The organism is Loktanella sp. SALINAS62, from assembly GCF_018263905.1.
GTDB lineage: Bacteria > Pseudomonadota > Alphaproteobacteria > Rhodobacterales > Rhodobacteraceae > Loktanella.
Genome location: NZ_JAAFZU010000001.1, coordinates 197,803 through 216,951, shown reverse-complemented (window position 1 = coordinate 216,951; position 19,149 = coordinate 197,803). Strand labels below are relative to the sequence as shown.

The window sequence follows — 19,149 nt, the reverse complement described above, 5'->3', positions numbered from 1 at the left end:
AAAACGACTCGACAAAACTAGAAATGTAGTTATGTTTGGGTTATGAGTATCACCAGTCCCACCGCCCGCGCGCTTGCTGCCCTTGGCCATGACGCGCGACTTTCGATCTTTCGCCTGCTGGTCAAGGCGGGTGATGACGGGCTGCGCGTCAGCGACATCACCGACCATCTTGGCCTTGCGCCATCCACGCTTGCGCATCATCTGTCGACATTGGTTGATGCAGGCCTTGTGAAACAGGAAAAGCAGGGCCGTGAGGTGTTCAACCGGGTAGACTATCCTGCAATGCATCACGTGTTGAATTTTCTGACATCGGAATGCTGTTCTGGTGTCGCCCTGCAATCGTCAGAGGATGCAGCGTGATATCGGGAACCTGTTTTTTATTTTTCCAAAACAACTGAAAAACCGGAGATTTAGTTATGACAAACACAACACTTTTGCCCCCCGCGTCACGTTCGGCCGTGTCGCATCTGTGGAAAGACCAGCGGGTCTGGATCGTCTCTGTCTTGATCCTGGCAGGTCTTGCAGTGTTCGATCCGGCGCAGGCGAGCGACAGCACATTATTCGCGGTCAGTGCGCTGCTGCGGACGGCGCCTTACCTGCTTTTGTCTATCGGCATTGCGTCATGGGCTACTGCGACAGGTGCCGACAATCTGATTGCAAAGGCGTTTACCGGCGCGCCAGCTTTGATGATCGCACTCGGTGCGTTTGCGGGCGCGCTGTCGCCATTCTGCTCTTGCGGGGTCATTCCGCTGATTGCCGCGCTGCTGGCGATGGGCGTTCCGCTTTCGGCGGTGATGGCGTTCTGGCTGGCTTCGCCCATCATGGACCCCTCGATGTTCGTCCTGACGGCTGGGATGCTGGATCTTGAATTTGCGCTGGCCAAAACCCTTGCCGCCATCGGTCTTGGCATCTTTGGCGGTGTCGTCGTCCACCTGCTTGCGCGGCGCGGTGCGCTGGCCGATCCGCTGCGCGACGGGATCGGCAACGGCGGCTGTGGCGGCGCCAAGATCCGCACACCCAAGCCTGTTGTCTGGCGATTCTGGATCGAACCCGACAGGCGCGCAAAATTCGGACGCGAGGCCACGAAAACCGGTCTTTTTCTGGCCAAGTGGCTGACACTCGCCTTTGTTCTGGAAAGCCTGATGTTGGCGTGGATTCCGGCTGAAACCGTGACATCGGTTCTGGGCGGAGAAGGGATTGTCCCGATCATCATGGCGACAATGGTCGGCGTGCCAGCCTATCTTAACGGCTACGCCGCTTTGCCGCTGGTGGGCGGATTGATGGAACAAGGGATGGCGCCGGGTGCAGGCATGGCTTTCCTTGTGGCGGGCGGTGTGACGTCAATCCCTGCGGCGATGGCGGTCTGGGCGCTTGCGCGTCCGCAGGTTTTTGCGCTGTACATCGGTCTTTCCCTCAGCGGGGCGTTTTTGGCGGGACTTTTGTTCCAGTTCTGGCGTGTTGCCTAAGACGGCTTCTGCGGAAATTGCAATTCCCCCAAGAATCGCAAACCCTAGCCTATGAATATTGCGCACAGGCGTACAGCAGGCGACTAATATTGCGCCATGATGCGCGAAATTGCTGAAATAGTCGCCAGTTTTGCGGCCAGGACGCGCGGCGGTCCGCGCGATCCGATGGCAGGCTTGACGAACCGACAAGGCGCTTTCGAGGATGGCCCTGCAGGATATCTAGGGTTCCGCCGACACGGGTCTGGTCCGAGAGATATCGTCACCCCGGCACATACCGGGGTGATACACGGCGGGGGAAAATCCCGGGAGGCTACTGCGCCGGTTTGATCCGCGCGCCGCATCCCACGTCCATGCGGTCAAACCATGAATGCAAATTTGATGGAGACCGACATGAAAAAGCTGATCACCACAACTGCCCTGGCCCTATGCCTTGCCACCGGTGTCAACGCGGAGTCCAAGACTGATTTCAAACTCGCATGGTCGATTTATGCGGGCTGGATGCCGTGGGGGTATCTGTCTGACAGCGGGATCATGGATAAATGGGCCGAAAAATACGGCATCACCGTCGAGATCACGCAGATCAACGATTATGTTGAATCCATCAACCAATACACCGCAGGGCAGTTCGATGGTGTTTCAGCGACCAACATGGATACTTTGTCGATCCCGGCGGGCAGTGGCGTTGATACGACGGCATTGATTGTCGGTGATTATTCCAACGGGAATGACGCTGTCATCCTGAAGGGCGAAGGCGATCTGACCACGCTTGCAGGGATGCCCGTCAACCTGGTGGAACTTTCGGTGTCGCACTACCTTCTGGCGCGTGCGCTGGATACGGTCGACCTGTCGGAATCCGATCTGGGCGGGGTCGTGAATACGTCCGATGCCGACATGGTCGCGGCGTTTGCCACCGACGATGTGCAGGCAGTCGTGACATGGAACCCGCTGGTATCGACCATCATGGAAGACCCTGCTGCGAACAAATTGTTCGACAGCGCCGACATTCCGGGGGAAATTATCGATCTGATGGTCGTGAACACGCAAACGCTGGCTGACAACCCCGATTTCGGCAAGGCCGTTGCGGGGGCCTGGTATGAAGTCATGGCGCTGATGGCCGCGGGCGACGAAGACGCCCTGACCGCGATGGCAGAGGCATCCGGAACCGATCTTGCAGGCTATCAATCGCAACTGGACGCGACACAGATGTTTTATGATCCCGCCGACGCGGTCGCATTTACATCCGACGCGGCCTTGCCCGGCACAATGACCAGCGTGGCTAAATTCCTGTTTGATAAGGGAATTTTGGGCACGGGCGCACCGTCGGCTGATTTCGTCGGCGTGGCCTATCCGGACGGCAGCACAAGCGGCGACGCGGACAACATCATGTTTCGTTACGATGTGACCTACATGCAAATGGCCGCCGACGGGGCACTATGATCTAGCCGGTTCCGGAGCCGCGCAAATGCGGATCATCAATATCAGACTCGGTCGACCGGCTGTTGTCACACTGGCGTTGCTGCCGTTTATTGCTGCGCTGATCGTCTATGCCGTGGCGTCCGACATCCGGCTGACGGCGAACCCGGCAGACAGGTTGTTGCCGGCACCTGGCACGGTGCTGACGACGGCGGGGCAGCTGCTGTCGGAACCGGATCGCCGCAGCGGCGATATCCTGTTCTGGCAGGATACATGGGCCAGCTTGCAACGGCTGCTTCTGGGTGTTGGAATTTCCGCGACCATTGGCCTGATCTTTGGGCTGTTGATTGGCCTGATTCCGGTCGCGCGTGCGCTACTGGCGCAATTCGTGGCTGTCGTGTCGATGATCCCGCCGCTGGCGCTGTTGCCGATCCTGTTCATCGTGTTCGGGCTGGGCGAGTTGTCAAAGGTCGTGCTGATTGTGATCGGCACACTGCCGTTTCTGATCCGGGATCTGTCACAGCGCGTGCTGGAAGTGCCGCAGGAACTGGTTGTCAAAGCCCAGACACTTGGGGCGTCGACCTGGGTAATCGCGATCCGTGTCGTGCTGCCGCAGATGATGCCGCGCTTGATCCAGGCGGTTCGCCTGTCGCTGGGGCCCGCGTGGCTGTTTCTGATCGCGGCAGAAGCGATTGCGGCGGATGCGGGCCTTGGCTACCGCATCTTTCTGGTGCGGCGCTACCTCGCGATGGACGTGATCCTGACCTACGTCATCTGGATCACGCTGCTTGCCTTTGTCATGGACTGGGGCCTGCGCACCCTGTCGCGCAAGGCGTTCCCATGGGCAGAGGCGGGCCTATGAGCTTTGTGACCGTCGAGAACCTGTTTCAAAGCTATGGCCGCCGACCGATCATTGAACGGGTCAATGTCACCGTGGCAGAAGGTGAGTTCATTTCCATCGTCGGGGCGTCCGGCTGCGGCAAGTCGACCTTCTTGCGGCTCCTGTTGGCGCAGGAAACACCCACGCGGGGCGAAATCCGCATCAACGGTGCCGCCCCCGCGCGCGAACCGGGGCTGGACCGGGGGATCGTTTTTCAACGCTATTCCGTCTTTCCGCATTTGACCGTGCGCGAAAACATATTGGCGGGTGAAAGTTTCCGGCGCGGTTGGGGGCGGTTCTGGGGTGCAGAACGGCGCGACGCGCTGGCCCGTGCTGACGAAACACTCGCCCGGATTGGGCTTGACCACGTGGCGGATCAATACCCTGCGACGCTGTCAGGCGGTATGCAGCAGCGGCTTGCCATCGGGCAGGCACTGGTGGCGCGACCCAAGGTGTTGCTGCTGGACGAACCCTTTGGCGCGCTTGATCCCGGCACGCGCGTCCAGATGCATGATTTTCTGACCGAACTTCGCACACAAACGCAGATGACCGTTTTCATGGTCACGCACGATCTGGGCGAAGCGTTCAAGCTGGGTGATCGCGTGCTGGTTTTCGACAAGGTCCGTTGGGACCCGCAGGACCCGAACCTGCACGGGGCCACCATAACCTATGATTTTGACGCCTGCACCGGCGGCATCCCTTTCCAGACCCTCAAGGAGGATATCCATGTTTACCATACCGCGTGACCGGACCCGGTCGCACCATCCGGGCGACATGGGCCATGACGCCCGCCGCCACCACCATCCGGACCTAAGCCAGTTGCGCGGCTGGAAAGCCATGCAGGAAGAGGCAGACATCCCCGGTTCAGGCTGGGCGCAGGAAAAGAAATGGGCACTGCGCATGGGCCTGACCGGCGCCGACAGCATCGAGGACAAATCGATCCCGACCTTTGCGCGGGGGGAGCTACCGCATTACGCGGGCATCAACACCTTTCTCAAAGCACCCTATGCCGAAGACGTGACAGAGGTTGGCGACTATGACGCCACCGTGCTGGGGATTCCGTTCGACGGTGGCACGACATACCGCGCGGGCACCCGGTTCGGCCCGCAAGGTGTGCGCAAGATCAGCGCGCTTTACACGCCCTACAATTATGAAATGGCGGTCGATCTGCGCGAACAGATGACGCTGTGCGACGCGGGTGACGTGTTCACGATCCCGGCCAATATCGAAAAATCCTTTGATCAGATCAGCCGTGCGGTCAGTCATGTCGCGTCTTCCGGCTCGCTGCCGATCATGATCGGGGGCGACCATTCCATCGGCTATCCCTGCCTGCGCGGCATCGCGGAATGCACGTCAAAAAAGATCGGCATCATTCATTTTGACCGCCACGCCGACATTCAGGAAAAAGATCTGGATGAACGGATGCACACGACCCCGTGGTTCCACGCCACGAACATGCCAAACGTGTCGGCCAAGAACCTCGTGCAGATCGGCATTGGCGGCTGGCAGGTGCCGCGTGACGCGGTGAAGGTCGCGCGCGAACGTGAAACCAACATCATCACGATGGGCGACATGGAAAAGATGGGCATCGACCGCACGGCTGAAATGGCGCTGGAAATGGCGTGGGACGGTGTCGACATGGTCTATCTGTCGTTTGACATCGACAGTATCGACTGCGGTTTTGTTCCCGGCACTGGCTGGCCGGAACCCGGTGGATTTCTGCCGCGCGAAGCCTTGGGTCTGGTGTCCAAGGTCGCAGCCGAAGGCATCTGCGGTATGGAACTGGTCGAGGTCGCACCACCCTATGACCAATCGGAAATCACCGCCCTGATGGGAACCCGTGTGATCGTGGATGTGCTGGGATCGCTGGTCGCATCCGGCAAGATGGGCGCGCACAAGCGGCATATGGACAAGCCGGTCGTCATTCCGCACGGCGAATTCGAAGGAAAGCGGTGGTCCAATGCCTCACGATAATGCCCCCGATCATCATCACCACCATCCTGGCGATAATCACAGCCACAACCCGGCGGACCATTTACATTCCCATCTGCAAGAGGCCGACGAGGCAGCCGAGCTTCACGTTCTGACGACGCAGTTCATCGACGGTTTCATCGCGGCCAAGGACAAGATGTCTTATCTGCGCATCGCCGGCGTGCCGCTGGAAGTTCCGGCCCCTTCAGGGGGGCCGACGATGAAGCTGGTTGACGTAAAGCTGACGACCGAATGGCAAGTTGGCACCGCGTCGCCGTCCTTTGGGTCACGCGAATTGTCTTATCTGCCCTATCCCGGTCCGATGGTGATGGAACGCACAAACATGGGCCTTGTCTATGTCTCGCTTGACGCCAAACACGTCACCGACCTGCGCAGTTTTCTGCAAAATCATTCCGCATCCCGAAAGGATCACGCATGAAATACGTTTTGACACTGACAGTTATCGCTGCTGCCGCCGCCAGCCCGGCGTTGGCCCATGGGGACACACCGATCCACGCAGATTCGCCCGTTTCGTTGATTGCAGGCGTTGCGGTGCTGGGGTGCGCAATGGCGCTTGCATATGTCCGCCGACGCCCCGGCTGACGGGCGTTTTGGCGCAAAATGACGTCACATGATGGCGATAAGCTGCGGGCGTGACAGGACTGCTGACTACACCCGTCGACCGGGGATACAGCAACCCCGGTCTGACGGTGCGCCGTTACCCGCATCGTTCAGGTGGCGTGTTCCGGTCCTGCGTTTCTCGAAACGCTTTCGAACATACCGATAATCTCTGACGGCGGAATGCGGTCAAGAATGCCGTCGTCAATTTGATCCTTTGTCCATATCAATGACTTTGCCGGATCGTGCAGCATTGCCCAGTTTCCGAACATGCGGCTTGTGACCTGTCTGCTCACCAACTTGTGGACCGCGACGTGGCGGTCATCGCGGCAGATGCGTGTGTAGGCGGCGGTCACCTGTTCAGTCGGGCCTTCGAGCAATTGCAGGTATATGTCGTGTCGGCAGACAAGTGCGCCGGTAATGTCATCGCGCAGGTTGCACGCCCGCGCATCGTTCAAAATGTCGCTGAGCAATATTGCGTCATACCCAAAGGGCTGGGACGCATAAATCAGTTGGGTCAAATCGGTGATGATTGTCTCTCCTTTTGGCGCCATGCGGTTCCGGGCTGGGTCGAACCGCAATTGGATCGTCGACAGCCTAGCTTAGCCAAGATTGGTTGCCGCGCAACAAGACACCACGGCGGTTTTGAATCTTTCGCTGGCCGACTGCCGCAGCACAAGATGCTTGCTATCGCCAGTCTTGCACTATAGGCACTGTCAGCTGGGGTCAGAATTGACCGCAACCGGCGCGCGTCGTGCCTTGCCGATCTACCAAAACATTTTAATTCATTTTCTGCGGCCGACGGCAAGCTGGTGATCATCGCGCGATGCTGGTTTATTCCACACGGCGACTGTAGCGACGTCCGGTTTAGATCTGCCTGCGTTTCATTTCCGGACGACCTGTTCCACGGCACCTGTTCTGGTCGTGATTTCGAAATCGATTTGTGCCCTCTCGATGTTCATGCGCGTTCCTCGCACGTGGAGATATCATGGGCGCCGCGGCTTTGTGTCCAAGGGCGTGAAGCCGAAGAAGATTGAACTTGTTTTGGACAAATACCTGCTATTCACGCCCGGTCCTGTCAATGTGGCTGCTTCGCTTCGCGATGCGGTTTGCAAGCAGGACATATGCCACCGCGAACCTGATTTCGATGTTCTGTTAACGAGCATCGAGCAAAAGCTGCTGACACTGTTCGATATCAAAAAACGAAAGCGTTACCGGGCTGTCGTCATCACCGGTTCAGGCACTGCCGCGAACGAGTCGATGTTGTCGTCAGTCGTTGGGAACGGTGCCATCCTGATCCTGTCAAATGGCGAATTTGGAGAGCGTCTGCATAAGACATCGCTGATCCACAACGCGCGCACGCATCTGTTGCAACAGCCGTGGGGGACCCCGTTCGATCCGGATCAGATAGCGGCCTATCTTGCAGTCAACGACATTGATGTCGTCGCTATGGTTCATCACGAAACCTGTTCGGGGATGTTAAACCCGCTTGCCGCCATTGGTGCGCTGGCAAAATCCCACGGTGCAATCTTTGTCGTCGACGGTGTCAGTTCCGTCGGCGCGGAAGTCGTCGATATGGAAGGCAGCAATATTGCGTTCTGTTCCAGTTCAAGTTCCAAGGCGATTGGGTCTTATCCCGGCCTTTCATTCGTCATCGGGCGCAAGAGTCAATTCAAGAAACTGAAACGGCATGCGGCCAAGACGACGTATCTAAACCTTGCGACATTCTATCGTTTTCTCAAAACGCATTGCCAGACGCCCAACACCCCCGCCGTGCCGCTGTTCTTTGCTTTTGAACAGGCGCTGATCAACCTTCTTTCAGAAGGTGTCACAAGCCATTTCGGACGGATTCAAGCGCGGGCGGACCAGCTTCGGTTAGGTATGCGGAAACTGAATCTGGAATTCGTCTTGGACAAGGCGGACATGTGCGCGGTCCTGACGACCGTCAAGGTGCCGCCCGCGATCAAGGTCGGGGATTTGCGCGACAAGCTGCGCGAAAAATCCATCATCATCTACGAAGGCAAGGGCTGCTTTGCTGGAAAAGTCTTTCAGGTCGGCAATATCGGTGCGTTGTCCGAACAGGACGTCGAATTCTTTCTTGGCACGCTAAGAAACGTTTTGCTGGAACTGCAGGCCACGGCGGCTGATGGGATTGCGCCGATCAGATCAAAGACCGCACCCGCGACATTGCCAGCCGTGGCAAAGCTGACTTTGGCAAAGGTCAGATCATGACGGATAAGATGACCCGGCTTTGGGCCACGAAAACCAAGGATGACGAATGGTGGTCCTCTTTCGTGACGGCGCCCCTTGGGATCGCGGGAAACCTGTGGGCCGTTGATATTTCAGCCATCACACCGAACCGCATTACGGCTGCGTCATTCGTGGTCGCTATTATTGCGTCACTTTGCATTCTGGTCGGTGGCTTTGGCTGGTTTTTCGCCGCAGCCATTCTGATTCACGTCAGCCACATCCTTGATTGCATGGATGGTCAGATGGCCCGCTTTCGCAAAGTGTCGTCACCCATTGGCAGCTACTATGACAGATTGACGGATCAGGTGCAGGTGACGCTTTGGTTCGGGGCCGCAAGCTATGCAGCCTATGCGCAATCGCTCAGCGTCGTGCCCGTCTTTCTGGCCCTGATCGGCATCGCTTTCTATGCGCTGCGCGGCTATGTAAAATATATCGCGCTGGAAATCGAAACCGCGATTGATCCGGGGTATCCCGCACGGATGGCTGCCATGAAACGGGATGAAGCTGCAGCCGGGCTGGGCTTTGGCTTCGCTGCCAATATCCGCTGGTTATTCAGGGAACAACGCAAGATACTTGCTTTTGACGAAGGTGTTTTCATCTTCATGCTGTCGGCGGCACTGATCTTTGACCAACTGACCCCGATGCTGTGGATATTCGCAGCAAGCCAGGTGTTTTGGGGCACGTACAGGGCTTGGCAGCGCGGCACGAATATCGACGCCCACCACAAACAATTGTTTCACAAATAATCGATTCCACCGCTCATGACGTCAGGATAAAGTAATGGCATATAACGTAAATCGTCCACCCATGGCGGTCATTCTGGCCGCTGGCGTTGGGTCACGTCTGGCCCCTCATACCGATAATTGCCCGAAAAGCCTGCTGTCTGTCGGCGGTTCCGTCATTCTGGAACGCATGATCCGCAACTGTCTAAGTTGCGGGATGTCCCAGTTCGTTCTGGTGCTGGGGCATCGTGCCGAAGAGATCAAGCAGTTCGTTGACAAGACGTTTCGCGGTATCCGTGTCACCTATGTGATCAACGACCGGTATCGTGACACCAACACAGGCTATTCCCTGATGCTGGCATCCAAAGTCGTGGGAACAGCCGATTTCATCAAGTTCGATGCGGATGTCGTGTTCGATACAAGGATTTTGCGCGCACTGATCGACATCAAACGACCCGATGTCCTGTGTATCGACCGCGATATCGTACTGGCGAATGAGGAAGTAAAAGTTGTCACCGATGACGAGATGCGGGTCACCGAGATCGGTAAATCCGTCGATCCCGCGTCGGCACTGGGTGAATCCATCGGTATCGAAAAGATCGGCGCGGTGACCGCCGGACTGCTATTTGCCGAGCTCAAGACGATGATGGACAGTCCGGCCAATGCGCAGGATTATTACGAGGCCGCATATGCGCGTCTGGTCGAAAAGGGCACTGATTTTCATGCGCTGGACATCACGGGCATGAACTGGACCGAAATCGATACACCGGACGATCTTGCTGCCGCGAACGCGATGTTCGGATCGCCGGTCGTGACTGAATCGCGTGGTCAGCAACGGGCGTTGGACGAGGCACGATCGAACTTGCAGAAGTCCAGCTGAACCCAGCACATCATTCATCGCGCCGCATCAAACGGCGCATGATGCGTACCGCAGCCTTGCCTTGCCATAACGGCACCGGAACGCTGCATCTTGGAAGGACAGACCATGGCCAAAGGTAAAAATACCAACAAGGAAACAAAGAAACCTAAGCAAGAGAAGCCCAAGGTATCTGCCACGGCGAATTCCAATGCCGGAAAACCTGCGATTTCGATCGCGGGCAAAAAAGTGAAATAGGGCAGCAGGCCGACGCATTGGTGCGGTACGCAAAAGTGACGGTAAAGTTCGACCTGTCGCTTTTGTGTCCCGCCCCAACCGCGCGGTCAGCGTCACAAAACTGTAGCGTCAACTTGCTAGCCGGGACGGAATGGAAATTCGGTTCAGGAGACAAGCAAGATGAACAGCACTTATCGGGTGGCGTTTGGAGTCGCCGCGACGGCCGCACTTTTTGCAGGCCAGGCATCGGCACAATCGGTCGGCGAGGTTTGTCCTTCACCACTGCGTATGGCCGATACCGGCATCGAAGGCATGGGCGATCTGACGGAAGCCTTTGGCCCGTTTGCAAAGACGTTCGAAGAACTGACCGGCGTCGAACTGGCGCTTTATTCGCTGTCCAACCGGACGGCAGCGGGCACGGCCTTGCAATTCGATGAAGTCGAATTTGTGTTTGCTGGACCGTCCGAATTCGTCCTGTTTCAGCAGCTCGCAGAAATGGATATCCTGTTTTCGGTCGTGCGTCCGAACTATGGATCGAGCTTTGTCGTCAAAGCCGACAGCGAGATCAAGACACTTGCCGATCTGGCGGGCAAGCGCGTCGCACTCAAGGACGTGGGTTCAACGTCGGGTCACATCTTTCCGATGATGCTGATGGCGCAGGCCGGACTTGACCCTGAAACCGACGCCGAAATCATCATGGCGGGCGACGCGCGCATTCAGGTGCTGATCAATGATGACGTCGACGCAATGGGCGGCGGCAACAAGGACTGGGACGCGGTCCGCGAACAGGACCCCGACACCGAATACCGTTTGCTGGCGCAAACCGACACGCTGCCGGGCGACCCCGTCGTCATGCGCGCATCGCTGCCGCAAGAGTGCCGCGACGCGCTGCGATCGACCTTGGCCGAACACGCTGACGTGCTGTGGGACAGCCTGACCTCGACCGAACGGAACGCCGACAAGTTCATCGAGCGGGACGCCTATATGTCGTTCGAGACCGACCCGGCGATCTACGATATCGTACGTGAAGCCTATACCGTCGCCGGTATCCCGCTGGACGACTGATCGCTGTCTCTCGTTTGTTGGGCGGCCATCCGGGTGGATTGGCCGCCTTTCACTGTTACCGGACCTTACCCCGATACAAGGAGCCCGCCATGACACTGGCCATCAGCGCATCGGACCTGCATGTCAGCTACGGTCGGCTTGACGTCCTGCGTGGCGTGTCGTTCGACATGACCAAAGGGCAGGGCGTCGTGTTGCTTGGGGCCAACGGCTGCGGGAAATCCACGCTGATGCGCAGCTTGAACGGGCTGGAAAAGCTGCGGTCCGGCACAATCCATATCCACGGCGAACAGCTGTCCACCGCCCGCGGGCGCCAGTTGCGTCAGGTCCGGCGCGGCATGGGCTACGTCTTTCAGCAGTTCAACCTTGTTCCGCAGTTGAATGCCTTTCAGAACGTGCTGTTGGGTGCGATGGGTCGGCACCGCATGGGGTTGCTGTCCTGTCTTAGCCTGACGGCTTCGGCGCAGGAACGTGAACGCGCACTGCATTGCCTTGAACGGGTCGGCATGGCTGACCGCGCGCTGCACCGTCCGGCTGAACTGTCTGGTGGCCAGCAGCAGCGCGTCGCCATCGCGCGCATGCTGATGCAGGCCCCCCGTGTCGTCGTGGCCGACGAACCGATCGCCAGCCTTGATCCCAAGGCCGGACGAGAGGTGCTGGACCTGTTGTGGCGCATTGTCCGCGAAGAGGGGCTGACCATGCTTTGCACGCTGCATCATCTGGAATTGGCGCAGGAATACGCCGACCGCATTCTGGGCATGAAAGCCGGGCGCATCGAAATCGACGCCGCCGTCACCGACACCAACACCCCGCAACTGAACGCCCTGTACACCGGGATGACCCGTGTGGATGCCAGACTAGGGGAGGTCGCGGCATGAGCGACACGACCAACCTTCCGCCCCGTTTCCGCGCACCATCGGCACTGTCGTGGGTCGTGCTTGTCGGGTTCGCGGCGTTCTTTATCCAAGGGATCATCGCCTCTGACATCTCGGTCGAACGGCTGGTCAAGGGCGCGAGCAATCTGGTGCGTTTCGTCGGGCAGGCCATTCCCCCCGATTTCTCGCGCATGCCCAACCTTGCCGATGCCATGCTTGAAACGATGAACATTGCCGTCGTCGGCGTCACATTCGGGTGTCTGTTTTCGGTGCCGCTGGCCCTGCTGGCAGCGCGCAACACTGCACCCAACGGGGCAGTCCGGGCGTTCGCGCGTTTTGTGATTTCGGTGGCGCGGACGATACCCGACCTGATCTGGGCCCTTATCTTTGTGGTGACCGTCGGGTTGGGACCGCTGGCGGGCATTCTGGCGATTGTCATGGACACAATCGGATTTGCAGCCCGGTTCTATTCCGAAAGGTTTGAAGAGGTGCAGAAAGGCCCGTCCGAAGCCCTGACCGCCACCGGCGCAGGCAGGCTGTCGGTCATTTTCGGGGCGATCCTGCCCGAAAGCTTTGCATCGACGACGGCCACGTCGCTTTTCAGTGTCGAAAAGGCGATCCGCTCTGCTGTCACGCTTGGACTTGTCGGTGCGGGCGGCATCGGCGTGGAGCTTTCGACGGCCATGCGCCTGTTCCGCTATGATCAGGCCGCCGCAATCATCATCGTCATTCTTGTGGTGGTTGTCGGATTCGAACAGTTGTCCACAAGTATCCGGAAGCGCATCATCTGATGGCTAAGACGGTCCGGCTTTGACAAGATGCAAAGCCGTGATTGACCATGTCGGCCCTCGGCCTTGTGTTACAATGCCTCCAACAACACCGCCGTCGGCCAGGCGTCGGCGGGCAGACCGCGGCGGGCTTGTTCCTGTTGAACGGCCTCTCGGGTCTTTTCGCCAAGGATGCCGTCCGCGCCACCGACGTCATAGCCAAGCGCCTGAAGCCGTTCCTGTAGCTGCACCATCTGTTCGCCCGACAGACCCGTTTCCGGGTTGCCCGTATCGTAGACCGGCGCGCCTTCGATCCGGGTTGCGAAATAGGCGGTGGTCAGCACGTAGGTCAGCGACTGGTTCCATTCGAACAATACCGGAAAGTTCGGATAGGCAAAAAACGCAGGACCGCCACGGCCCATCGGCAGCAAGACAGAGGCCGCGAGGCCGGGATCAGGGGCGGCACCGTTGCGGATGTTGACCCCAAGGGCCTGCCATTCCGCCACGGTCTTTTGTTTGTCCAATCCGGTTTGTGTCCAGTCCAGCGAAGCTGGCACGCTGATTTCCTGCAAGACCGGCTGATCCGGCGTCCAGCCCAGATCTACCAGCAGATTTGCCCCCGATAGCAGCGCGTCCTCTGCGCTGGTTTTCAGCGTGACCTGTCCGTCGCCGTCACCATCCACCCCGTTGTCGATGATGTCGCGGGGCAACATCTGGACCTGACCGATTTCGCCTGCCCACGCACCGGTGGTGTCCAGTGGGAAATCGCCCCGCGCATAAAGTTCGATTGCGGCAAACAGCTCTGGCCGGAACAGGTCCGGGCGGCGGCAATCGTGTGCCAGTGTGAACAGCGCGTCACGGGTGTTGAAGGTGCCCTGCACCTGACCAAAGTCGGTTTCGAACGCCCAAAAGGCCAGCAGGATACCGCGCGGCACGCCATAGGTTGTTTCGATCCGGTCAAATACGGCGTCGTAACGGTCAGAGAATGACCGCGCATTTTGCAGGCGGTTGGCTGAAATCAATCGTTGCGAAAAGCTGACGAAATCAAGCTGGAACACGCCTTGGCTGCGGTCTGCATTCAGAACGGCCGGATCGATATTGGCGGTCATCAGAAAATCACGGGTGGCGGTCGGGTCAAGACCCATGCCGATCGCCTCTTCCAATGCGCCCTGACGAAAGCTGTCGACGGGGCCGCCGCAGGTCTGGCCGATGGCGGGGGTTGCGGCAAGGGTCAGAAGGGCGAAAAGGGTGGTGCGCATGGTCGGTGTCTCCGGTCTGGTTGACCGACAGGTATCAGGACCGCTGCCCGCTTAAAACAGGGTGGCGATCACGACGGCGAAAACCCCCACGCCCCAAGCGAGCCACAGCACGCGACAGGCTGCGTCGATGTCAGTAGGGCCGATGCGGTGGCGACCCTGCGGGTTGACGAAAGGGTAATCGCGCGTGGTCCCGTGATAGACGCGTGGCCCGGACAGCGCGACGCCAAGCACGTGGGCCATCGCGGATTCGGGCCAGCCTGCGTTGGGGGACCGGTGCAGGGGCGCTTCTGCCATGATGGCGGACAGGCGGGCGCGGGATGGACGCAGCACCCAGATCAACAGGGCGGTCAGGCGTGCGGGTATCCAGTTCAGCAGATCGTCGAACCGCGCGGCGGTCCAGCCGAAATCCTGATGCCGCGGGGTGCGGTATCCGATCATGGAATCGGCGGTATTGGTGATCTTGTAGACCAACAGCCCCGGCAGGCCCGCAACCGCAAACCAAAACGCCGGGGCGATCACGCCGTCAGACAGGTTTTCGGCGGCGCTTTCGATGGCGGCGCGGGCGGTGGCGGGTGCGGACAGGGCGGCGGTGTCGCGCCCGACGATCATGGCGACAGCTGCACGTCCCTGCGGCAGACCCGCGCGCAATGCGGTGGCCACGGCGCGGACGTGATCGACCAGACTGCGCTGGGCAAGCAGGACCGCCAGCACAATCACATCGATCCAGTTGCCGGGGATCGCGGTCAAAACCAGACCAATCAGCAGGGCGCAGAGACACATGCCAGCAAAGGCCAGCGTGCCCGCGCGTTTGCGATGCTTGCCGATGTTGAACCGCGCGTCGATCCAGCCCACGGCGCGGCCCATCAGCACGGCGGGATGGGGCGCACGCGACCACAACCAGCGTGGTTCACCCAGTACCGCGTCCAGCAGCAGTCCGATCAGCAGTGTCAAAAGGCGGACTCTATCTGCGACCAGCGGTCGGGGGCGGGCAGACCAAGACGCAGCCAGTCGGTGGCATAGGGAAACACGCGTGACCAGACGCGGTGCTGTGCCAGATGTTCCTCTGCAGCCTGCGCATCCGCGACCCGGTACAGCCGAAACAATGTGGTGCCGCCCAGCACCTCTGCCCCTTGGGAGGTCAACAGGGTATCAAGACGGGCCGCGTCATTGGTCAGTCGTGCATTCGTGTCGTCGGTCCACTGCGGATCGGCCAGCGCTTCGGCACCGATTCGCAACGCGGGGCCTGATACGGGCCACGGGCCAAGTGCGTCGCGCAGCGCGTCGATCAGCACGGGATCACCGATTGCAAATCCCAGCCGCAGACCGGCGAGGCCCCAGAATTTACCAAAGCTTTTCAGGACAACGGTGCCCGGACGGGCCGCAAGGTCGATCAGCGAGGCCTCAGGCGTCGTGTCGCAAAAGCTTTCGTCGATGATGACAAGCGGGGCGTCCAGTTCTGCCCGGGTCCAGATCAGGCCGTCGGGGTTGTTGGGGTGGACGGCGACGATGGCGTCGGTGCCTGCGTCGGTCAGGGTCCAGCCTGCCGCGCGAAACGCCGCACCGTGTTCGTTATAGGTCGGGCCGGGGATGGCGACCTGCCCGGCGGGGCGCAGACGCGGCAGCATCGCAATGGGGGCCGATGCGCCGGGTGTCGCCAGCACTGCGGCACCGGCGGGCACGCGCCAGAACACGCGGGCACGCTGTTCCAGCAGGGTCGCGGCGGCGGTGTCGGGCAGGGCGGTCCAGGCGTCGTTGGGCAAGGCGGGCAGCGGATAGGGCACCGGGTTGATGCCGGTCGACAAATCCAGCCATTCCGCACGTGTGCCGCCCCAGCGGGTGATTGCGGCGTCCAGCCCGCCGCCGTGATCACGCGGCGCTGTCACAGGTCGTCCGGCAGGGGCGGGTGGCGGGTGACAAAATGACCTTTGATCGCGGCGGGCCAATGGCGATAGGGCACCTGCCCGCTGTCGCTGTATGCATGCAGAGTGGCATAGGCGATCAGACCGTCGGCGGCTTCTTCGGTCGGATCGAACCGGCCAAGTGTATAGTTCAGCTTGCCCGTCGCCTGAATGGCGACGTTGCATCCGTGGCTGCACCCCATCAGACAAGAGGTGCGCCGCGTCCGCACCGGCCCTGTGAGGCGTTGTTCGATCAGGGCGGCCAGCGCTTCGCCATCCGTGGGGCGGCCATCGGCGACCCAATCATCGCGTTTGCAGGTATCGCAGATCGTGATCCATGTGGTCATGTCAGTGGCCCCCGTGACGTCGGTCCCTATGAACAGAATTTAAGGAGGCGGGGCAAGGGGGCGGTGTATGGCTTTGTTGCATCGAAAAATGCTGTTGGTTGCCGGGGCCGAGCGCATATTTTATTTTTACTGCGCGTTTCAACCCGACCTTAACACGATCCGGCCTTGCGACCGTATCATCACCGCACCGATCTTTGGCCCGGTGCTGCGGTCAGGCTGGTGCGTGGCCCGCCTGACAGCATCGCAGATTACGATTTCTGAAAAGGCGGGCCAAACCGACGAAACAGCCTACCAGCTGTTATAACCCAGATACTTGCCCGACATCTCGACTTTGACGCGGTCGCCTTTTGGATTTTCGACACGTGTGACGGTCATATCGAAATCAATGGCGGACATGATGCCATCGCCAAATTTTTCCTGAATCAACGCCTTGAGCGTCGGGCCATAGACACCGACGATCTCGTAAAAGCGGTAGATGCATGGGTCCGTGGGCACGGCCTGTTCCCAGATCTTTGTTGGGCTTTCGGTCAAGACGCTTTCGGTCTCTTGCGGCAGACCCATCACGCTGACCATCAGCTTGGCTTTTTCGGGCGGAAAAGCGTTCATGCCCATCGCCGCTGAATGCGTCCAGACGGGGGACATGCCGATTTTTTCAGCGATGTCTTCCCAGGTCAGTCCCGCCTGCTTTTTGGCGGACAGGATCATGGCGGTTGCATCTTCTTTTGTCATCATCGCGGTCATCGTCAGGTCTTTCATTTTTGGTCGCTCCTCCAATTTTTTAGCTGTTCACTGCGCGCAGGGCTGGTCGTTTGTCTTCGGGGTCGTCCGGCGTTTCGGTCTTGTCGATCCGCACAGATACGGGTGAATTGGTCTGCCCGGCCGGTGTTGGCTGCCCGGCCAGTTCCTTTGATCGTTTCCCCAAGAACTGCACCAGATGATTGCGGATCGCGTAATAGTTGGGATGTTCGACGATCTCGGTACGGTTGCGCGGGCGCGGGATGGTGATTTCGACGCTTTCGGCAACGCGTGCCTGTGGCCCGTTGGTCATCAGCAAAATGCGGTCAGCCAAAAGGATCGCTTCGTCGATATCGTGGGTGATCATGAACACGGTCTGTTCCATCTGGCCCCAGATGTTCAAAAGCTCGTCCTGAATGGTGCCACGTGTCAGTGCATCCAGTGCCCCGAACGGTTCGTCCAGAAGCATAAGCTTTGGGTGGTTGGCAAAGGCGCGCGCAATCGACACGCGCTGACGCATCCCACCCGACAACTGGCTTGGCTTGCGGTGAATGACGTCGCCTTCGAGGCCCACCATGGCAAGAAACTTGACAGCGTGATCCTCGATCTTTTGTCTGTTCCAATTGGGGTGGCGGGCTGCGACGCCAAAGGTCACGTTCTTGAGCGTGCTCAGCCACGGCAGCAGCGAATAGTTCTGGAACACGACGCCCCGTTCAAGGCTGGGGCCTTTGACTTCTTGGCCATCCATGATCACGGCACCACTGGTGGGTTCTGCCAGCCCGGCGAGAATGTTCATGATGGTGGATTTACCGCAGCCGGAATGGCCAAGGATGACGACGAATTCTCCTTTTTCGACACCGAACGTAGCGTCTTCGAATACGGTCAGATCTCCGCCAGCGCCGTCAGGGAATCGCTGGGTCAGCTTTTCGATACTAAGATACGGTTTCATCTGTGGTCCTTTATTCGACGTAGGCGACGCGGCGTTGCAACAGGCCGAACATGGCGTCCAGCGACATGCCCACAACGCCGATCATGAGGATGGAAAAAACGACAGAGGTCAGATCAAGGTTGTTCCATTCGTTCCACACGTAATAGCCAATGCCTGTTCCACCGACGAGCATTTCAGCCGCCACGATCACCAGCCACGCAATGCCGATCGAAATCCGCATGCCGGTCACAATCGTGGGGGCGGCGGCGGGCAGGATGACGGTGAAGGCAGTTTTGAATGGGCCAAGCTCATGTGTCCGGGCCACGTTCACCCAGTCTTCGCGCACACCGGCCACGCCAAAGGCGGTGTTTATCAACATTGGCCAGATCGAACAGATGAAGATCACGAAAATCGCTGACGCCTCGCTGTCACCAATGATGAACAGCGCAAGCGGCATCCATGCCAGCGGTGAAATCGGACGCAGCACCTGAATGAACGGATTGAATGCCTTGTAGGCCAGTTGGGACATGCCAATCAGGAACCCGAACGGAATCGCTACAAGCGCTGCCAGAAAGTAACCTGTCAGCACCCGGTAGATCGAATATCCGATCTGGATGCCGATGCCTTTGTCGTTGGGCCCAGCGTCGTAGAACGGGTTGCTCAATTGCTCCCATGCCTTGGTAATGACCGCGCTGGGGGGCGGCACGCCTGCCTTTGCGGCGCCCGCACCGGTCAGTCGTTCGTATTCGGTCAATTCGCCGACGGCATTTTGGGCCGGGATTGCGGCCTCCCAGATCAGGAGGCCGACGACAAGCATGACAACCGATAGAAGTGCGGCCCGCTGATTAAGGGAAAGGAGTTTCAT

General features: G+C 59.2%; 24 protein-coding genes and 1 riboswitch. Of the genes, 16 read left to right on the top strand and 8 right to left on the bottom strand.

Annotated features, from left to right (window positions below):
• The first annotated feature begins 42 nt into the window (after positions 1 to 42).
• The 8 genes from GZH79_RS01065 (at position 43) to GZH79_RS01030 (ending at position 6,333) form a co-directional block, all read left to right on the top strand.
• Positions 43 to 360, top strand: a complete 318-nt coding sequence (locus GZH79_RS01065) for a metalloregulator ArsR/SmtB family transcription factor (RefSeq protein ID WP_211641290.1) — start codon at positions 43 to 45, stop codon at positions 358 to 360.
• Between the two features lie 56 nt (positions 361 to 416).
• Entirely contained in the window at positions 417 to 1,466 is a 1,050-nt protein-coding gene (locus GZH79_RS01060; RefSeq protein WP_211641289.1) for a permease, read from the top strand.
• Between the two features lie 208 nt (positions 1,467 to 1,674).
• Positions 1,675 to 1,777, top strand: a riboswitch (guanidine-I (ykkC/yxkD leader).
• Between the two features lie 79 nt (positions 1,778 to 1,856).
• The gene (locus GZH79_RS01055; protein WP_249218907.1) at positions 1,857 to 2,903 is read left to right on the top strand and encodes a putative urea ABC transporter substrate-binding protein; all 1,047 of its coding nucleotides are present in this window, start codon (positions 1,857 to 1,859) and stop codon (positions 2,901 to 2,903) included.
• Between the two features lie 25 nt (positions 2,904 to 2,928).
• On the top strand, positions 2,929 to 3,741 hold the full coding sequence (locus GZH79_RS01050) for an ABC transporter permease subunit (protein ID WP_211641288.1): 813 nt from the start codon (positions 2,929 to 2,931) through the stop codon (positions 3,739 to 3,741).
• The gene (locus GZH79_RS01045) at positions 3,738 to 4,505 is read left to right on the top strand and encodes an ABC transporter ATP-binding protein (protein ID WP_211641287.1); all 768 of its coding nucleotides are present in this window, start codon (positions 3,738 to 3,740) and stop codon (positions 4,503 to 4,505) included. The genes GZH79_RS01050 and GZH79_RS01045 overlap by 4 nt, the downstream gene beginning before the upstream one ends.
• Complete coding sequence (locus GZH79_RS01040; RefSeq protein WP_211641286.1) at positions 4,486 to 5,733, top strand: agmatinase family protein; 1,248 nt, start codon at positions 4,486 to 4,488, stop codon at positions 5,731 to 5,733. The genes GZH79_RS01045 and GZH79_RS01040 overlap by 20 nt, the downstream gene beginning before the upstream one ends.
• Positions 5,720 to 6,169 (top strand): hypothetical protein, encoded by a 450-nt coding sequence (locus tag GZH79_RS01035; protein ID WP_211641285.1) that lies wholly within the window; start codon positions 5,720 to 5,722, stop codon positions 6,167 to 6,169. The genes GZH79_RS01040 and GZH79_RS01035 overlap by 14 nt, the downstream gene beginning before the upstream one ends.
• Positions 6,166 to 6,333: a hypothetical protein gene (locus GZH79_RS01030; protein WP_211641284.1), complete on the top strand. Its 168-nt coding sequence runs from the start codon at positions 6,166 to 6,168 to the stop codon at positions 6,331 to 6,333. Before GZH79_RS01035 ends, GZH79_RS01030 begins: the two co-directional genes overlap by 4 nt.
• A 128-nt stretch (positions 6,334 to 6,461) precedes the next feature.
• Here the strand turns inward: GZH79_RS01030 and GZH79_RS01025 are convergent, their stop codons facing one another.
• Positions 6,462 to 6,902 (bottom strand): BLUF domain-containing protein, encoded by a 441-nt coding sequence (locus tag GZH79_RS01025; RefSeq protein WP_211641283.1) that lies wholly within the window; start codon positions 6,900 to 6,902, stop codon positions 6,462 to 6,464.
• A 529-nt stretch (positions 6,903 to 7,431) separates the two neighbouring features.
• Here GZH79_RS01025 and GZH79_RS01020 point away from each other — a divergent pair.
• From GZH79_RS01020 to phnE, 7 genes are all read left to right on the top strand, one after another.
• The gene (locus tag GZH79_RS01020) at positions 7,432 to 8,580 is read left to right on the top strand and encodes an aminotransferase class V-fold PLP-dependent enzyme (RefSeq protein WP_349291144.1); all 1,149 of its coding nucleotides are present in this window, start codon (positions 7,432 to 7,434) and stop codon (positions 8,578 to 8,580) included.
• Entirely contained in the window at positions 8,577 to 9,344 is a 768-nt protein-coding gene (locus GZH79_RS01015) for a CDP-alcohol phosphatidyltransferase family protein (protein ID WP_211641281.1), read from the top strand. The genes GZH79_RS01020 and GZH79_RS01015 overlap by 4 nt, the downstream gene beginning before the upstream one ends.
• A 34-nt stretch (positions 9,345 to 9,378) precedes the next feature.
• Positions 9,379 to 10,200 carry a phosphocholine cytidylyltransferase family protein gene (locus GZH79_RS01010; protein ID WP_211641280.1) on the top strand — a complete coding sequence of 274 codons (822 nt, stop codon included), beginning with the start codon at positions 9,379 to 9,381 and terminating at the stop codon, positions 10,198 to 10,200.
• A gap of 105 nt (positions 10,201 to 10,305) precedes the next feature.
• Complete coding sequence (locus GZH79_RS19175; protein ID WP_283094772.1) at positions 10,306 to 10,434, top strand: hypothetical protein; 129 nt, start codon at positions 10,306 to 10,308, stop codon at positions 10,432 to 10,434.
• Between the two features lie 159 nt (positions 10,435 to 10,593).
• A complete protein-coding gene (phnD, locus tag GZH79_RS01005; protein WP_211641279.1) occupies positions 10,594 to 11,478 on the top strand; it encodes a phosphate/phosphite/phosphonate ABC transporter substrate-binding protein in 885 nt (294 codons plus the stop codon).
• Positions 11,479 to 11,567: 89 nt separating this feature from the next.
• Positions 11,568 to 12,353: an ATP-binding cassette domain-containing protein gene (locus tag GZH79_RS01000; RefSeq protein WP_211641278.1), complete on the top strand. Its 786-nt coding sequence runs from the start codon at positions 11,568 to 11,570 to the stop codon at positions 12,351 to 12,353.
• Positions 12,350 to 13,141, top strand: coding sequence for a phosphonate ABC transporter, permease protein PhnE (gene phnE, locus GZH79_RS00995; RefSeq protein WP_211641277.1), 792 nt, complete (start codon positions 12,350 to 12,352; stop codon positions 13,139 to 13,141). The genes GZH79_RS01000 and phnE overlap by 4 nt, the downstream gene beginning before the upstream one ends.
• 68 nt (positions 13,142 to 13,209) lie before the next feature.
• Here the strand turns inward: phnE and GZH79_RS00990 are convergent, their stop codons facing one another.
• Genes GZH79_RS00990 through GZH79_RS00975 form a run of 4 tightly spaced genes read right to left on the bottom strand, consistent with a single transcriptional unit; the run spans position 13,210 to position 16,621 of the window.
• A complete protein-coding gene (locus GZH79_RS00990; RefSeq protein ID WP_211641276.1) occupies positions 13,210 to 14,376 on the bottom strand; it encodes a peptidoglycan-binding protein in 1,167 nt (388 codons plus the stop codon).
• Between the two features lie 51 nt (positions 14,377 to 14,427).
• A complete protein-coding gene (cbiB, locus tag GZH79_RS00985) occupies positions 14,428 to 15,327 on the bottom strand; it encodes an adenosylcobinamide-phosphate synthase CbiB (RefSeq protein ID WP_211641275.1) in 900 nt (299 codons plus the stop codon).
• Positions 15,324 to 16,259, bottom strand: coding sequence for a threonine-phosphate decarboxylase (locus tag GZH79_RS00980; protein WP_211641274.1), 936 nt, complete (start codon positions 16,257 to 16,259; stop codon positions 15,324 to 15,326). Before GZH79_RS00980 ends, cbiB begins: the two co-directional genes overlap by 4 nt.
• Complete coding sequence (locus tag GZH79_RS00975; RefSeq protein ID WP_211641273.1) at positions 16,256 to 16,621, bottom strand: DUF1636 domain-containing protein; 366 nt, start codon at positions 16,619 to 16,621, stop codon at positions 16,256 to 16,258. The genes GZH79_RS00980 and GZH79_RS00975 overlap by 4 nt, the downstream gene beginning before the upstream one ends.
• Positions 16,622 to 16,688: 67 nt before the next feature.
• Here GZH79_RS00975 and GZH79_RS00970 point away from each other — a divergent pair, with 67 nt between their 5' ends.
• Entirely contained in the window at positions 16,689 to 16,925 is a 237-nt protein-coding gene (locus GZH79_RS00970) for a hypothetical protein (protein ID WP_211641272.1), read from the top strand.
• Here GZH79_RS00970 and cynS read toward each other — a convergent pair.
• From cynS to ntrB, 3 genes are read right to left on the bottom strand one after another with little or no spacing between them, the layout of a single operon-like run.
• Positions 16,910 to 17,377 carry a cyanase gene (gene cynS / locus GZH79_RS00965; protein WP_249218906.1) on the bottom strand — a complete coding sequence of 156 codons (468 nt, stop codon included), beginning with the start codon at positions 17,375 to 17,377 and terminating at the stop codon, positions 16,910 to 16,912. The genes GZH79_RS00970 and cynS overlap by 16 nt on opposite strands.
• A gap of 22 nt (positions 17,378 to 17,399) precedes the next feature.
• Positions 17,400 to 18,305: an ABC transporter ATP-binding protein gene (locus tag GZH79_RS00960; RefSeq protein ID WP_211641271.1), complete on the bottom strand. Its 906-nt coding sequence runs from the start codon at positions 18,303 to 18,305 to the stop codon at positions 17,400 to 17,402.
• 10 nt (positions 18,306 to 18,315) lie between these two features.
• Complete coding sequence (gene ntrB, locus GZH79_RS00955) at positions 18,316 to 19,149, bottom strand: nitrate ABC transporter permease (protein ID WP_211641270.1); 834 nt, start codon at positions 19,147 to 19,149, stop codon at positions 18,316 to 18,318.

What these genes read in the sequence shown, in the direction of transcription:
- GZH79_RS01065 (WP_211641290.1), top strand. Translation starts at nt 43, where the DNA reads ATGAGTATCACCAGTCCCACCGCCCGCGCGCTTGCTGCCCTTGGCCAT.
- GZH79_RS01060 (WP_211641289.1), top strand. Translation starts at nt 417, where the DNA reads ATGACAAACACAACACTTTTGCCCCCCGCGTCACGTTCGGCCGTGTCG.
- GZH79_RS01055 (WP_249218907.1), top strand. Translation starts at nt 1,857, where the DNA reads ATGAAAAAGCTGATCACCACAACTGCCCTGGCCCTATGCCTTGCCACC.
- GZH79_RS01050 (WP_211641288.1), top strand. Translation starts at nt 2,929, where the DNA reads ATGCGGATCATCAATATCAGACTCGGTCGACCGGCTGTTGTCACACTG.
- GZH79_RS01045 (WP_211641287.1), top strand. Translation starts at nt 3,738, where the DNA reads ATGAGCTTTGTGACCGTCGAGAACCTGTTTCAAAGCTATGGCCGCCGA.
- GZH79_RS01040 (WP_211641286.1), top strand. Translation starts at nt 4,486, where the DNA reads ATGTTTACCATACCGCGTGACCGGACCCGGTCGCACCATCCGGGCGAC.
- GZH79_RS01035 (WP_211641285.1), top strand. Translation starts at nt 5,720, where the DNA reads ATGCCTCACGATAATGCCCCCGATCATCATCACCACCATCCTGGCGAT.
- GZH79_RS01030 (WP_211641284.1), top strand. Translation starts at nt 6,166, where the DNA reads ATGAAATACGTTTTGACACTGACAGTTATCGCTGCTGCCGCCGCCAGC.
- GZH79_RS01025 (WP_211641283.1), bottom strand. Translation starts at nt 6,902, where the DNA reads ATGGCGCCAAAAGGAGAGACAATCATCACCGATTTGACCCAACTGATT.
- GZH79_RS01015 (WP_211641281.1), top strand. Translation starts at nt 8,577, where the DNA reads ATGACGGATAAGATGACCCGGCTTTGGGCCACGAAAACCAAGGATGAC.
- GZH79_RS01010 (WP_211641280.1), top strand. Translation starts at nt 9,379, where the DNA reads ATGGCATATAACGTAAATCGTCCACCCATGGCGGTCATTCTGGCCGCT.
- GZH79_RS19175 (WP_283094772.1), top strand. Translation starts at nt 10,306, where the DNA reads ATGGCCAAAGGTAAAAATACCAACAAGGAAACAAAGAAACCTAAGCAA.
- phnD (WP_211641279.1), top strand. Translation starts at nt 10,594, where the DNA reads ATGAACAGCACTTATCGGGTGGCGTTTGGAGTCGCCGCGACGGCCGCA.
- GZH79_RS01000 (WP_211641278.1), top strand. Translation starts at nt 11,568, where the DNA reads ATGACACTGGCCATCAGCGCATCGGACCTGCATGTCAGCTACGGTCGG.
- phnE (WP_211641277.1), top strand. Translation starts at nt 12,350, where the DNA reads ATGAGCGACACGACCAACCTTCCGCCCCGTTTCCGCGCACCATCGGCA.
- GZH79_RS00990 (WP_211641276.1), bottom strand. Translation starts at nt 14,376, where the DNA reads ATGCGCACCACCCTTTTCGCCCTTCTGACCCTTGCCGCAACCCCCGCC.
- GZH79_RS00975 (WP_211641273.1), bottom strand. Translation starts at nt 16,621, where the DNA reads ATGACCACATGGATCACGATCTGCGATACCTGCAAACGCGATGATTGG.
- GZH79_RS00970 (WP_211641272.1), top strand. Translation starts at nt 16,689, where the DNA reads ATGGCTTTGTTGCATCGAAAAATGCTGTTGGTTGCCGGGGCCGAGCGC.
- cynS (WP_249218906.1), bottom strand. Translation starts at nt 17,377, where the DNA reads ATGAAAGACCTGACGATGACCGCGATGATGACAAAAGAAGATGCAACC.
- GZH79_RS00960 (WP_211641271.1), bottom strand. Translation starts at nt 18,305, where the DNA reads ATGAAACCGTATCTTAGTATCGAAAAGCTGACCCAGCGATTCCCTGAC.
- ntrB (WP_211641270.1), bottom strand. Translation starts at nt 19,149, where the DNA reads ATGAAACTCCTTTCCCTTAATCAGCGGGCCGCACTTCTATCGGTTGTC.